At 70.5% G+C, this 13,069-nt stretch carries 16 protein-coding genes and 3 pseudogenes; 10 read left to right on the plus strand and 9 right to left on the minus strand.

The window, feature by feature from the left end:
• Positions 1-620 precede the first annotated feature (620 nt).
• Positions 621-890: pseudogene (locus tag ACFC8N_RS25815) on the minus strand (WHG domain-containing protein); the annotation flags it as partial.
• Positions 891-1,308: 418 nt separating this feature from the next.
• Here ACFC8N_RS25815 and ACFC8N_RS25820 point away from each other — a divergent pair.
• The 5 genes and pseudogenes from ACFC8N_RS25820 to ACFC8N_RS25840 form a co-directional block, all read left to right on the plus strand.
• On the plus strand, positions 1,309-1,857 hold the full coding sequence (locus tag ACFC8N_RS25820) for a GNAT family N-acetyltransferase (protein WP_376290089.1): 549 nt from the start codon (positions 1,309-1,311) through the stop codon (positions 1,855-1,857).
• A 148-nt stretch (positions 1,858-2,005) separates the two neighbouring features.
• Positions 2,006-2,263 (plus strand): hypothetical protein, encoded by a 258-nt coding sequence (locus tag ACFC8N_RS25825; RefSeq protein ID WP_376290092.1) that lies wholly within the window; start codon positions 2,006-2,008, stop codon positions 2,261-2,263.
• Positions 2,264-2,271: 8 nt separating this feature from the next.
• The gene (locus tag ACFC8N_RS25830; protein WP_376290242.1) at positions 2,272-2,640 is read left to right on the plus strand and encodes a hypothetical protein; all 369 of its coding nucleotides are present in this window, start codon (positions 2,272-2,274) and stop codon (positions 2,638-2,640) included.
• 70 nt (positions 2,641-2,710) lie between these two features.
• Entirely contained in the window at positions 2,711-3,043 is a 333-nt protein-coding gene (locus tag ACFC8N_RS25835) for a DDE-type integrase/transposase/recombinase (protein ID WP_376290095.1), read from the plus strand.
• A 50-nt stretch (positions 3,044-3,093) separates the two neighbouring features.
• Positions 3,094-3,606, plus strand: a pseudogene (locus ACFC8N_RS25840) (coenzyme F420-0:L-glutamate ligase); the annotation flags it as partial.
• On the opposite strand, the gene ACFC8N_RS25845 reads toward ACFC8N_RS25840, so the two are convergent.
• On the minus strand, positions 3,516-3,959 hold the full coding sequence (locus ACFC8N_RS25845) for a hypothetical protein (protein ID WP_376290097.1): 444 nt from the start codon (positions 3,957-3,959) through the stop codon (positions 3,516-3,518). The pseudogene ACFC8N_RS25840 and the gene ACFC8N_RS25845 overlap by 91 nt on opposite strands.
• Positions 3,960-4,091: 132 nt before the next feature.
• On the opposite strand from ACFC8N_RS25845, the gene ACFC8N_RS25850 reads away from it, so the two are divergent.
• The 4 genes and pseudogenes from ACFC8N_RS25850 to ACFC8N_RS25865 all read left to right on the plus strand — a co-directional run bounded on the left by ACFC8N_RS25850 (position 4,092) and on the right by ACFC8N_RS25865 (position 6,335).
• Positions 4,092-4,214: a hypothetical protein gene (locus tag ACFC8N_RS25850; RefSeq protein WP_376290099.1), complete on the plus strand. Its 123-nt coding sequence runs from the start codon at positions 4,092-4,094 to the stop codon at positions 4,212-4,214.
• A gap of 61 nt (positions 4,215-4,275) precedes the next feature.
• Positions 4,276-4,718: pseudogene (locus ACFC8N_RS25855) on the plus strand (carboxymuconolactone decarboxylase family protein).
• Positions 4,719-4,939: 221 nt separating this feature from the next.
• A complete protein-coding gene (argB, locus tag ACFC8N_RS25860; protein ID WP_376290102.1) occupies positions 4,940-5,827 on the plus strand; it encodes an acetylglutamate kinase in 888 nt (295 codons plus the stop codon).
• Between the two features lie 109 nt (positions 5,828-5,936).
• Entirely contained in the window at positions 5,937-6,335 is a 399-nt protein-coding gene (locus tag ACFC8N_RS25865; protein ID WP_376290104.1) for a GerW family sporulation protein, read from the plus strand.
• Positions 6,336-6,525: 190 nt separating this feature from the next.
• On the opposite strand, the gene ACFC8N_RS25870 is transcribed toward ACFC8N_RS25865, so the two are convergent.
• Positions 6,526-6,846, minus strand: coding sequence for a hypothetical protein (locus ACFC8N_RS25870; RefSeq protein WP_376290106.1), 321 nt, complete (start codon positions 6,844-6,846; stop codon positions 6,526-6,528).
• 177 nt (positions 6,847-7,023) lie between these two features.
• Here ACFC8N_RS25870 and fabG point away from each other — a divergent pair, with 177 nt between their 5' ends.
• Positions 7,024-7,770: a 3-oxoacyl-ACP reductase FabG gene (gene fabG / locus ACFC8N_RS25875; protein ID WP_376290108.1), complete on the plus strand. Its 747-nt coding sequence runs from the start codon at positions 7,024-7,026 to the stop codon at positions 7,768-7,770.
• Between the two features lie 67 nt (positions 7,771-7,837).
• Here the strand turns inward: fabG and ACFC8N_RS25880 are convergent.
• The 6 genes from ACFC8N_RS25880 to ACFC8N_RS25905 form a co-directional block, all read right to left on the minus strand.
• Positions 7,838-8,637, minus strand: a protein-coding gene (locus ACFC8N_RS25880; protein WP_376290244.1) for an IS5 family transposase whose coding sequence is annotated in 2 segments (ribosomal slippage) — positions 7,838-8,299 and positions 8,302-8,637 — 798 coding nt in all. Because the reading frame shifts where the segments join, the coding sequence is not laid out codon by codon here.
• Between the two features lie 43 nt (positions 8,638-8,680).
• Positions 8,681-8,953, minus strand: a complete 273-nt coding sequence (locus ACFC8N_RS25885) for an acyl carrier protein (RefSeq protein ID WP_376290110.1) — start codon at positions 8,951-8,953, stop codon at positions 8,681-8,683.
• A 55-nt stretch (positions 8,954-9,008) separates the two neighbouring features.
• A complete protein-coding gene (locus ACFC8N_RS25890) occupies positions 9,009-9,455 on the minus strand; it encodes a 3-hydroxyacyl-ACP dehydratase FabZ family protein (protein ID WP_376290112.1) in 447 nt (148 codons plus the stop codon).
• The gene (locus ACFC8N_RS25895) at positions 9,448-9,849 is read right to left on the minus strand and encodes a hypothetical protein (RefSeq protein ID WP_376290114.1); all 402 of its coding nucleotides are present in this window, start codon (positions 9,847-9,849) and stop codon (positions 9,448-9,450) included. Before ACFC8N_RS25895 ends, ACFC8N_RS25890 begins: the two co-directional genes overlap by 8 nt.
• Before the next feature lie 35 nt (positions 9,850-9,884).
• Positions 9,885-11,441, minus strand: a complete 1,557-nt coding sequence (locus tag ACFC8N_RS25900) for a phenylalanine aminomutase (D-beta-phenylalanine forming) (RefSeq protein WP_376290117.1) — start codon at positions 11,439-11,441, stop codon at positions 9,885-9,887.
• Positions 11,438-13,036: an AMP-binding protein gene (locus ACFC8N_RS25905; protein ID WP_376290118.1), complete on the minus strand. Its 1,599-nt coding sequence runs from the start codon at positions 13,034-13,036 to the stop codon at positions 11,438-11,440. The genes ACFC8N_RS25900 and ACFC8N_RS25905 overlap by 4 nt, the downstream gene beginning before the upstream one ends.
• Positions 13,037-13,069: the final 33 nt, after the last annotated feature.

A 13,069-nucleotide genomic window follows, 5' to 3' on the forward strand; every position in this document is an offset into this window, starting at 1 on the left:
CCGAACCGGACACGACCTGAACCTGGGGCGAGGGAGCGATCCGGAGGAAGCGAGAAGACCGCCGAGGGCAATGAGGGACTGCTCGGACGAGCGATCCTGAACCGACGGCCAGGTTTGTTCGCCCGGGGGTTTCGTGGATGCTGGTTGCCCAGCCATTGCCGGTTCAGGGGATACACACGGGCCCCTTCCCGATCGGGGCTGCCGTGGGCATGATCGTGGTCGGCGGGGCGGTCGCCGCCTCAGCCGCGCTCTCGGCCAGGGGATCCGAGCCGACGGGCGATGGCAAGTCCCGGAGGAGCTGGGCCCTCGGACTCGGCACGACGTTGTCTGTGCTGGGCGTACTCGGGTTGTTCGACCACTACTTCGAGAGCCGGCGGGCGAGCGACGGGCTGGCGGAGGGGCGGGCGGGGCGGGTTCGCGGTGAGCGACGATTTGTGGGCGGTGCTGGCCCAGGAGGGCGGGAACGTCTCGGCGTTGTACCGGAGGCTGGAGCCGGCGCGCGCTGAAAGTTCGCTGGGCCGGGTCGAGGCCGGCAGCTGCGCGAGTGACCGGAAGCGATGCCGCGGGCAGGCAGCGGCGGAGCCCGAGGGCCGCGGCCGCGTGCCCGCCGGGATGGTGTGTCAGACCGTGGCGAGCCGGTCCACCAGCAGTTCCCACCTCTGCTCGGTGTCCTGCGGCGGCAGCTTCCCGCCCGGGTCCAGGGTCGCGATCCCGGCAGGGCACGCCCAGAACGTCTCGGTGAACAGCCCCGGGTGGACGCCGTCTCCGGCGACCTCGCCGAGGGTCTCCATCAGCGCGGCGAAGGCGTCCTGGAGCGGCTCCGGCGTGTCCTCCTGCCCGTACGCCGGGCCGCCGTCGAGCTGGAAGACGGCGTCGTAGACCGCCGGGTCGTCCTCGCGAACGTCCTGGGTATCGGCGCCGTTACGGCGATGCGTTACGTGGAACGGGCTGGCACTGACCACCTCGCCTACGCGTCGATCGCGAAACGGGCGATCCGCAGGGCTTCCTGGGTGAGAAGACCCGTGACTCCCTGACCACGCGCCGTGCTGTCAACGACCACGTCTTCGACCGAGTCGATTCCCTTGCGAGCGATGCGGACGCCAATGTGCTGGTGGTGCAGCCATTGCCGCAGGTCGCCGCGCCCCGTCCCGGCCGTCGACGGCCACCAGGAACTCGCCCTCCGCACCGACTACTGGCTCCAGCACCGGCCGGGTGAGGGGAGCGAGTGTGACCGAGCAATTCACGGGAGCCTTGGGCACGCGCAGCACGTAGCCTGCCAGGAATCGAGAGCATTCAGGGAGCGGTCTCATGGAGATCACGTGGCGTCCGCTTGAGGAGCAGGACTTCCCGCTGCTGTGGACGTGGCTCCAGCAGCCCCATGTGAAGCGTTGGTGGAATCACGAGACCACAGCGGAAGCGGTGGCACGCGACTTCGGCCCCGCTGCCCGGGGCGAGGAGCCCTCGGAGGACCTTCTCGTCTTCCTCGAAGGTCGTCCGGTCGGTGTCGTACAGCGTTCACGCCTGCGCGACTACCCCGAGTACCTCGCCGAGCTGGCAGCCATCGTCCCTGTACCTGACGGGGCGATGACCGTCGACTACCTGATCGGCGATCCCCGCCGGACCGGCCAGGGCATCGGGACGGCCATGATCCACTCCGTCATCATGCGAACCTGGGCCGAACACCCAGCCGCCCCGTGTGTTCTCGTCCCGGTGGCGGCAGCCAATCGCCCTTCGTGGCGGGCGCTCGAGCGGGCAGGGCTGAGCCGGGTCGGGGTCGGAAACCTGGAGCCGGACAACCCGGTCGATGACCAGATCCACTACCTCTACCGCGTGGACCGGCCGGGGACCGCCGACTGACTGACTCACCCGCCCGCCGACCAGAACGCTCAGCCTCACCAGATCAACCGCACATCCGCCAAATGAAGCGCGACCGTGGCGGGCTAGCCGAGACGGGTACGAGTACGGGTACGTACCCGTACCCTTGAGGGGTGAGAGGAGTCTGCTGATGTCTGACGCGAACGTTCGTATCCCCGAGGAGGCCCGGGACCGGCTCGCCGCCTTGGCGGCCGCCGAGGGCCTGTCGCTGCGTGCCTACCTGGCCCGCCTTGCCGAGAGCCTGCTTACCCCGGCCGAGCGGGCCGAGCGGGCCGAGCAGGCCCGCGCCGCTCTGAAGGAGTGGACCGGCTACGCCCCCAGCCCCGCCGAAGAGCAGGACCTCGACAGCGAGCTGGACCGCCGGCTCGCCCGGGCGGCCGCCCGGTGAGCGACGCCATGCACATCGTCCTGGACGACACCGCGATGGCCGCCGCCGGCCGCGGCAATGTCCTCGCCTCCCGGTTGATCCACCGCGCCCACGCGGAGACCGGCTGGTGCCTCTACGCCCCGGCGTGCGCACTGGTCGAAGCCGACCGCACCCGGCCCGGGACGGCCGAGCACCTGGCCGCGCTGCCCGGCATCACTGTCCTGGACCTGGACCTGCCCGCAGCCCTCGCCATGGCCCAGCAGAGCACCTGGGCCGCGGCTCACTGCGAGTACGCCGCTCAGCCCACTCCGGACCGCCCCGACGGAGCGATCATCGCCACGACGGCACCCGGCCGATGGATCGGCGAGCCAGTCCGCGTGCTGGACCTCAATCCGTGAAGGTGGCCCCCCGCGGGGGCTGATCGGATGCCCGAGGAGCTCATCGCCGCACACGATCGAGCGAGTCCTGTTGGTCCTCGCTCGTGCGCAGGGCATCGATCTCGACGGCACCTCCTGGCCCTGCCCTGTCGGCGGCGCCGGAGACTCTCAGACATACGTGGCGCGCGTCATCGACTTGTTCTCACGGCGCCTGCTCGGCTACGCGATGGGAACCCGGCACGACGCCGAGCCGGTAGTGGCCTCACTCAACATGGCCGCGGCCACCCGTGGAGGCGACGTTCGCGGCGTGATCATGCACACGGACAGGGGCAGGCAGCGAGTACTGCTCCCGGAAGTTCAAGCGGGTCTGCCGCAAGCTGGTCGTCACCCAGTCCATGGACAGAGTTGGATCTTGTTTCGATAACGCCGTGAGCGAGGCGTTCCACAGCGTGCTCAAGGTCGAGTACGTCCACCGGCAATCCCGCCGAGATCGTCGAGTTGATCTTGCGTGAGTCCACCTCGCACTTCGTGGCCGGCGAGCGGGGCCCGATCATCGCCCAGCACCGCCTGGGCTACCAGCTCACCTCGGCCGGAATCGACCGCGCCGGCACCGAAGGAGCCTGGCTACTCCCCGTGGACCCGGACGCCTCCGCCCGCTCAGCGACCTCGGACAGCGCCACGGGGTCGAGCTACCCATCACCGACACCGTGGTCGCCATCATCCACAACCGCCGAAGCCCGCAGCACGCCTCCGCATCCTGATGGAACGCACCACCAAACCGGAAGCCCCCACAACCTGTCACTGAGCGGGCCGGGGAAGCCGCGCGCTCACGGGAGGTGGGCATCGTGGGATTCCACGTCTGCTGCTCCGGATACAACCAGCCCGACCCGCAACGCTCAGGATCCCGATGGACCGGTCGGAGGCTGGGGCAGCCAGGGCGCGCCTACGGGCCTCGGTTCGCCACCGCGGGTGGCTGAACGCAGGTGAGTCAACAGGCGATCACGCGCGACCTGGGCTTCCTTCTCGCCGCGCGGGGCGGCGACCGTCCAGATGCCGTCCCGTATGACGGTGACCATCTTGCAGGCGACCAGCGCACCGAGCGCGGAGAGGACCATGTTCTCGGTGAGCTGGGTCTCGGAAGTGAGCCAGCGGATGTCCGGGGCACGCATTTGCTGGGCGGGATCGGCCACGTCTTCGGAGGCGACCGACAGGGTGCCCCACAAGGAGAGCGCACCGATCACGCGCGTGGCGTTGTTGACCGCGACCGTGAACCGTTGAAAGTGCTCTCGCTCACCGGGCGGGACCAAGGAGTTCAACAACTCGAAATCGTCGTCGGCCACCGGGACATGCTACGCAGGGAAACGCTGGCGGCCGACACTCCAAGCCGGCCGCCGGCGGGTGTCCCTGACCGCGATGGCAGCGGCGGAAGACGCTCGCGATGGCCGCCGGGCCAAGCCGTCGGAAAGCCGCCGATGGACGCGAGGAGTCACCGTGGCCGACCCGCGGACGCCCGCCCCGCCACGACCGCCACGGCCAACTCCTCGCTCGTGCTCCTGTTTGCCAGCGTCTTCGAGATCGGCTACGCCGAGAACTGACGAGACGTCAAATTCCGGCCCCGCAGTCACAAGCCCGCCATGTCGACCACTCACATCCCGGGTGCCCGACCCGAACGCGCTCGTGCCCGCGCTGAACGACGTCAGCGCCGCTCTCTTCCGTGCCACCGGAAACCAATCGGTGCCGCGCACCACCATGAACCTGGTGCACCTGCGCGCCGGGCAGATCGTGAACAACACCTTCTGACGATCCTGAACACCAATTTCCTGCGCAAGGCGGGCGTCTCGGAGGAACGCATCACGGCCGTCTCCTCCTGTCAGGACGCTCCGTACTTCACCGACGCCGAACGCGCCGCCCTGGCCCTGGTGGAGGCGACGCTCCAGCCCGCCCCGGTCGGCAAGGAGGGGGTCAGCGACGAGCTCTACGCCGACAAGGCCCTGGCCACCCTGACCATCGTGGTCGGCCAGATCAGCTTCCTCATCGCCCTCGCCGTCATCGGCAAGCCCCAGCCGGTCGCCTCCCTCGCGCCGGAGCAGTGGGGCTGACCGCGGCCGGAACTGTGGCGACAAAGCCCGGAGCCGGGAAAAGCCTTCGGATAAACGCGGATGTCCTGTGGACAGGACATCGCACCGGCACCGGGCGAAGGTTTTCAGAAATGCCTCGTGCCGTGTGGCCGCTTTCGATTTCACGGTAGTCTGCCCGGGCGCCTGCCGGAGAATTCCCCGAATTCCTGAGGGCATCGGACCGACCACCACAGGAGTCGCCCATGAGCATCACGAAAGTGGCCGCCGATGAGGCCGGAAAACTGCCCGGCATCGACGCCGGCCTCGGCGAGATCGCCGTGATCAAGCTCGGTGGCAGCACCATGGTCGACGACGAACTGCGCCGCCGCTTCGCTCGCGACGTGGTGTGCCTGCACGGAGCCGGACTGCGCCCCGTCGTCGTCCACGGCGGCGGGCCGCAGATCAGCACCGAGCTCGAACGCCAGGACATCGCCTCCGAGTTCAAGAACGGCCTGCGGGTCACCTCCGAGGCCGCCATGCACGTCGTACGCATGGTGCTCACCGGCGTCGTCCAGCGCGAACTCGTCGGCCTGATCAACGAGCACGAGCCGCTCGCCGTGGGCATATCCGGCGAGGACGCCGACATGCTCACCGCCGCACGGCACAGGCCCGAGATCGACGGGTGCCTCGTCGACATCGGCCGGGTGGGAGCGATCGCCCACGTGGCCCCGCGCCTCATCGAGAGCCTGCTCGCGGAGGGCCTCATCCCGATCGTGTCCTCCATTGCCCGCAGCACGGAGGACGCCCACGTCTACAACGTCAACGCCGACACCGTGGCGGCCGCCATCGCCGCCGCGTTGCGAGCGTCGAAGCTTCTCCTGGTCAGCGATGTCGCCGGCCTGCACGCGAACTGGCCGCACACCGAGGAGATCTACGAGCGGCTCACGGCGAAGGAGGTGGAGGACCTGCTGCCTCACCTGTCGTCCGGGATGCTCCCCAAGATGCGCGGCTGTCTGGACGCCGTACGCAACGGAGTGCGCAGCGCCCACGTCGTCGACGGACGCGACCGCGGCGCCGTCCTCAAGGCCGTCCTCACCGACCGGCCCGTCGGCACGACCGTCCTGCCGGACATCCCGGCAGCGCTGACGTGACCGGTGCCGCGTGTATCGTCACTGTGGTGGACTGCTTCGCCATCGCCGTGAACCCGATCTCCGCCCCGGCCGCCGTCGGTCTTTTGGGCTCTGCCGAGGACGGCACCCGATGACCGCTTCCGAGAACGCGCCGCTGGACGCCACGTCGGCCGAACACGCCGCTCTGCTGGACCAGTTCGCCGACAAGCTCGGCGTCCGGACCCCCGGCGCCATCGTGTTCGGCGAAGCCGTCGAGCGCCAGGGCGTCACCGTGATCCCCGTGGCGCGCGTCGGGTTCGGCTACGGCTTCGGCGCCAAGGCCCCCAAGGAGTCCGGTGCGGACCTCCCGGCCGGCGGCGGGGGAGAGGCGAGGCCACTCGGCTTCCTCGAGATCAAAGAGGGCAGGGCCGCGTACAAGCCGATCCGCGATCCCTGGGCGCACGTCATCGCACCCCTGGCGGGCGGACTCCTGGCCGGGGCGGCCGGCGCGTCCGTCCTGCGCCACCTGGTGCGAGGCAGGCGGCGCTGAGGCAGCAGGCGTGAGCCCGGCCGGTGCGACGACGGCGCCGGTTCCCCGTCAGCCCGCCGCCACCACGACCGCCGTGACCATGTGAGCGCCCTCGGCGGCCCAACGCCCGTGCAGACAAGCGAGTTCGGGCGGCGCCGGGACGAGGACGCGGGCGGTGAAGGTGCCGTCCGGGGCGAGGCCGAGGCAGGCCTCAGGAGGCGGTCCCAGCAGAGCCCGGCCGCGGGCAGCCCGGCGAGGGCGGTGCGCTCCTCGGGGCGGGTGATGATGCCCAGTGTTCCCTCCGGGAGCGGGGCGTTGGGCTCGGCGTCGATGCCGAGGGCGCTGACGCGGCGGACGAGGGCCACGGCCGCGGCGCGGGCAGCACACCGAGCGCGGTGAGCGCGTCTTGGGCGCAGGCCCGCACACTGGTGAACTCGGCGCGGCGCGTGGGGCCGGCCGCGGCGATGACCGCCTCCTCCTGCGGGGACAGGGGGAAGTCGAGCCCGTGGGCGAAGGTCTGGATGGCCAGCACGTCGGCGGGCAGGATCGATTCGATCAGGAAGGGGCGCTCCCGCGCAGCCCGCTCTCGACCCCCGTCATACGGGCAGCATAGGCGGTGGCGCGGCCCCAACGTCCTCTTAAGACCTCCGCTAGGCGACGTATAGAAGCCCGGACGACGCTCGTTGCTTCTCCCAGGAGAGGAGCGGGGATGTCCGAAGTGGCCGCGAAAGCGGGCCCGGTGGCACTGGTGACCGGCGGGTCACGGGGGATAGGGCGGGCCGTCGCGATACGGCTGGCGCGCGACGGGTTCGACGTGGCGTTGTGCTATCACTCCGATGAGGCCGCGGCCGACGTGACCGCCAAAGAGGTCCGCGACGCCGGGCGGCGGGTGCTGGTCCGGCGCGTCGACGTCGCCGACCGCGTCGCGGTGCGCGGCTTCGTCGCCGAGGTCGAGGCCGGCTTCGGCCCCGTCGCGGCGGCCGTGGCATCCGCGGGCATCACCCGGGACCGGCCGCTCATGCTGATGTCCGACGATGAGTGGGACACGGTGCTGCGGACCAACCTCGACGGCACCGCCAATCTGCTGCGCGCCGTGGCCCGTCCGATGGCTCGGCGCGGAGCCGGGGCGATCGTCACCCTGTCGTCGGCGGCGGGCGTGGTCGGCGGCGCCGGGCAGGCCAACTATTCCGCGTCCAAGGCCGGGATCATCGCGCTCACCCAGTCGATGGCGAAGGAGTTCGCGCGGCTCGGCGTGCGCGCCAACGCCGTGGCCCCCGGCTTCATCGACACCGACATGGTCGCCTCGGTGTCCAAGAGCGCCGTCCTCGACCGCATACCGCTGCGCCGCTTCGGCACACCCGAAGAGGTGGCGGGGATGGTCTCCTACTTGCTCTCGCCTCAGGCCGGATACGTCACGGGCCAGGTGTTCCGCGTCGACGGCGGAGTGGCACTGTGAGCGGCGGCCTCCACCCGCACGACGGGTGGAGGCCCACCGGGGCCCCGGACAGGCCTAAGAGGTCATCTCATTTGGTGAGTCTGCGGTAGCAGATCAGGGTGCAGGCGATGCTGGTGAAGGCCAAGAAGTGGACGGCCTTGCGTTCATAGCGGCGGTGCAGGCGGCGGCATCCGGCGAGCCAGGCCATGGTGCGTTCGATGGTCCAGCGGTGGCGTCCCAGGCGCTGGGAGGACTCGATGCCTTTGCGGGCGATGCGGTGCCGGATGCCTCGCTGGCGTAACCATCGGCGCAGGTGGTCGTAGTCGTAGCCCTTGTCGCCGTGGAGCTTGGCCGGCCGTCGTCGGCGCGGACCGCGACGGGAGCGGATGGGCGGGATGCCGCGAACGAGCGGTTCGAGGGCCTGGCTGTCGTGCAGGTTGGCGCCGGAGATGCCGATGGAGATGGGCAATCCGGTCCGCTCGGTGATCAAGTGGATCTTCGAACCGTACTTGCCTCGATCTACTGGATTCGGACCTGTCAGGCCCCCCTTTTCAGGGCCCGCATGTTCACCGAGTCGATCGCACAGCGAGACCAGTCCAGTTCACCCCGGGAGCCGAGTTCGTCGAGGACCAGGCGATGGAGCTTCGCCCACACCCGGGCTTTCGACCACTCGGTGAAACGCCGGTGAGCCGTGGGTCCCGACGGTCCGAACGAGGCGGCCGGCAGCTGCTGCCACGTACAGCCCGACGTGGCCACGAACACGATCGCAGCCAGCACCTCCCTGTCACCGTGCCGGCGCCGGCCACCTCCCTGAGGCCGACTCGGCGCCTCCGGCACCACTCGCTGGAACAACTCCCACAGCTCATCCGGCACCAGCCGCTCAACGATCCCCACACCCGGAGCCTATCGAACGCCCCAAATGAGATGACCTCTAACCCGCCGAGTCCGGGACGCGGGTGTCGTCCAGAAGCCTGACGAGCAGGGCCCGCAGGCCGCCGACGGAGCGCGCGCGGTGCAACTCGTCCAAGGGGAGCTCCACTTGGTAGTGCTTCTCGACCTGGGCGACGACCTCGATCAGGTTGAGGGAGTCCGCCCGGTAGACGTCGATGAAGTCCTGGTCGTCCTCGATGGCGTGCGGATCCAGGTCCAGAACGCCGGCGACGATCGATCGGATGTGTACGGCCGAGTGGTCGATGTTCTGCATGTTCCGTCTTTCGGTCGGGGTCGGTCGTGGGGTTCGGGGTGCGGTCTCGGGCGGGTCAGGGGCCCGGCAGCGAGGCGACCAGCAGGGAGCCGACGTCGAGCACGGTGTCGTTTCGCACGTGGGACCGGCCCGTGAACTCGCAGGCGGTGCCGGAGCGGTGCACGAGCCGGACCTCGTGTTCCAGGACGTCACCGGGCAGGGGCGCCGAGTGGAACGCCAGGCCGCTCACCGACACCAGCACAGGGATGCGCTCCGGCGGGCCGAGACCGGCCAGCGTCCACAGCACCGAGCACGCCTGGCCGAACGACTCCACCATGAGCGCCTGCGGGTACGCGAAGCCGGTGAGGGGCGTGCCGTCCGCGAGGTCCCGGTAGCAGCCTTCGGAACCGGTGACCGCCTTCGTGGCGACGAGCGAGGTCGGCGAGACCTGCCCGGCGGTGTCGAGCAGGATCATCGGCGGGCGCTGCCGCAGCAGGCCGCGTACCTGCGCATGGTCAAGCATGGGTCACCAACGGTTGGAAGACGGCGTCGAGTTCGACGGCCGGCCGTCCGTCCGAGCGCACGATCCGGGCCTCGGCGACGATCCCCGCGTCACCGGCCCCCGCACGGTCAGGCTCGCGGGGACGCACCCGGAGGGTGAGTTCCAGTACGTCGCCGGGCAGCAGGAGCCGGACGAAGCGGGCCCGGTCGATGCGGCGCAGCCGAAGGCCGCCGCCGTGCAGGCTGTCGACGGCCTGCAGCACCCAGTCCATGACGACCACTCCCGGCAGGATCGGGTGGCCGGGGTAGTGGCCGGCCATGTGCTCGGCGCCGAGATCCACCGCGAGCCGCAGGACGCCGTGGGTGCCGTCGGCTGCCCGTTCGCTCCACTCCCACGGCACGGGCAGGGCGGACATGGTCGCTTTCGGTGCTGAGGCGGGCACGGCGATCCTCAGCCCAGGTCCGGGTGCGTCAGCAGCCGTTGGGCGAGCTCCTCCACGTACTCCGTGGTGGTGAAGTCGCGGTCGAGGTACGGGATCAGCTCCCGGGTCCGTTCGTACAGGACGCGGGTGGCCGAGGACAGGCCGTCGGTGCCGCGAATGTCGACCGCCTGGCAGGCGCACAGGAGCTCGAACGCCACCACGTGGGCCACGTTGTCCAGCACCTCCCGGGCGCGGCGGGCCGCGACGAACCCGAACGAGACGATGTCCTGGAAGTCCGCGGTGGTGGTCAGGGACTGGATGGACATGGGCATCGCCATCGCCCGGGTCTCCGCGGTCAGGGACGCGGTCATGAACTGACCGCCCATCAGGCCGAGGCGAAGGCCCGGGTCCTCCCGGCACAGGAAGGGCGGCAGCCCGTTGCTATTGCTCTTGTCCAGGTACCGGTCGATGCGGCGGTTGGAGAGGTTCATCAGGGTCGTCATGGCGATCACCAGATGGTCCATCGCCATCGACACGTACTGGCCGTGAAAGTGCCCGTTGTGGAAGACCTCCGCCTCGTCGGGGTTGACGAGCGGGTTGTCGTTGGAGGAGTTCAGCTCGTCCTCGACGGTCCGCTCGATCGTGGCCAGGCTGTCCAGGACCGGTCCGAGGATCTGGGGCGTGCACCGCACGGAGTAGGCGTCCTCGATCGACTGGGACCCGGCCTTCGCGGTGTCCGCGATCTCGTCCGCGAGCAGCTGCTCGATGTCGAGTTCGTCGACCGCGAGCCGGGAGTCGCCCAGGGTCCGCCACAGAAAGTCCGCGACCTCCTGCTGGCCGCGATGCGGCTTGAGCGCGTGGACCCGCGGGTCGAACGGCTTGGTCTTGCCCCCCAGCGCCTCCACGGAGAGCGCGGAGACGAGCAGGTACGACCGCAGGAGCCGGCGCGCCCGCCGCACATTGAGGGAGCCGAGGCCGACCATCCCCGATGTGCCGTTGATGAGGGCGAGTCCCTCTTTGTAACTGAGCTCCATCGGAGCGATGCCGGCCCGGCGCAGCGCCTCGGCACCCGGCAGCACCTCGCCGCCCAGCCGGGCCTTCCACTGGCCTATGCAGACCAGCGCGATAGCGGCGAGCGGCCCGAGGTCGCCGCTGGTGCCGAGCGACCCCTTCTCCGGTACGAGGGGGACGATTCCCGCGTTCACCACCGCGATGAACCTGTCGAGGTTGGCCAGGGAGATGGCCGAGTTGCCGCGGGACAGGGACGCGATGCGGGACACCATGATCGCGCGGACGGTGACGTCGTCCAGGCGCGCGCCCACGTTGGTCGCCACCGCGTTGAGCAGGTTCTCCTGCAACTGGCGCGCCATGGAGACCGGGACGAGCCAGTCGACGAACCCGCCCATGCTGGTGGTGACGCCGTAGATGATCCGGCCGCTCGCCACGAACTTCTCCAGCGTGCGCCGGGAGGCGTCGACCCGCTCGCGCACGGCAACGTCCACCGCCAGCCCGGGGTCCTGCGCGGCGGCGATCGACTCGATGTCCGCCAGCCGTACGCGGCGGTCCAGGGACAGGGTGTACGTCATGCGGGGCTCCTCGGTGTCGCATCGATGTCAGTACGCCCGTCGTGACCGGCGCCGGTCACAAGGCGTGCGAGCAGCGCCCGGTCGACCTTGCCGTTCTCGGTCAGGGGCAGGTCGGCCAGGGGCCGGATCCGGCGCGGCCGCATGTAGGCGGACAACTCCTCGGCGCAGAAGGCGAGCGCCGCGTCCTCGTCGAACGGCGCCGCGGTGTCGTCGAGCACGACCCCCGCCATCAGTACGGTGTCGCTGCCGCGCGGCACAACGGTGGCCGCGGCCGACGCCACCGCCGGAAGCCGGGTCAACACGCTTTCCACATCGCCCAGTTCGACCCGGTTGCCCCGGATCTGCACCTGGGTGTCGGCGCGGCCGACGAAGTACAGCTCGTCGTGCTCGTCCAGGTAGGCCAGATCGCCGGTGCGCAGCACCTTCTGCCCGTGCCGCGGATCCAGCGGGTCGGGCACCAGCACCTTCGCGGTGGCCAGGGGATCGTCCCAGTAGCCGCTGAACAACGCGGGGCTGCGCAGGTGGATCTCGCCGACCACCCCCGGCCGCGTCACCGCACGCCCGGCCGGGTCCACCAGGGTCATCTCGGCTCCGGAGTGCGCGTGCCCGATCGACAGCGCCCGCTGGTCCGCGGGCAGCGGGTCGGGCACGTCGGTGAACGAGGCCGCCATCGACTCGGTCGCGCCGTAGCCGTTGACCAGGCGGGCCCCGGCCAACAGCTCCTGGAGCCGGCGCAGTTCGGCGAGGGGGAAGGCCTCACCGGCAAAGACCACCGAGCGCACCGTCTCAAGGCGCTTCAGCAGCTCCGGGTCGTGGCGCAGGACCGGACGCCACAGCGAGGGCACCCCGTGGACCTGGGTGACGCCGGCGTCCCGGAGGTAGCCGACCATGCGCCGTGGCGAGTCGAGATACTCGCGCCCCACCGGCACCAGCGTCGCGCCGCTCCCCAGAGCGATACCGATCCCGAAGAGCGCGAAGTCGAACTGGAGCGGAGAGGTGCTGGCGACCCGGTCGGCGGCGCCGACCAGCCCGTCCGCGATCACCGCCCGCAGGAACGTGACGATCGCCCGGTGACTCATCACCACGCCCTTGGGACGGCCCGTCGACCCTGAGGTGAAGATGATGTAGGCCGTGTCGACGACGAGTGCGCGCCGGCGCCGCGGCGTCCGACGCGCCTGCGTCCCCTGCGCCGTCAGCCCGCCGCGCCCGAAGCTCGCGGTGCCACCGGCCCACGGCAGGTCACGCCGGGCGACGCCGTCCGCCCGGGCGTGGAGCGCCGGTTCGACCGACCGCAGGATCGCCAGGAGACGGTTGTCGGGGGTCTGCGGACTGACCGGGACGAACGGCAGGCCCAGCCTGGCGCAGGCGAGCAGCAGCGCCACCGCCGTCGCGCAGGTGTGGGCCTCCACGACGACCCGGTCGCCGACCTCGAGGCCGAGCGGCTCAAGGGCCCGGGTGTACTCGTCCACGAGCGCGGCGAGTTGCCGGTACGAGACCTCGGTGAGCGTCCCGCTCTCGTCGGACTCCACCACGGCGGCCTTGTCCGGGGTGCGGGCGGCGGGAGCCAGGAGGTACTCGCAGAGGTTGTCCGCCATGGGTTCAGGACGTTGCACAGTCGCTCCCTGCCG

The organism is Streptomyces sp. NPDC055966 (assembly GCF_042269865.1).
GTDB lineage: Bacteria > Actinomycetota > Actinomycetes > Streptomycetales > Streptomycetaceae > Streptomyces.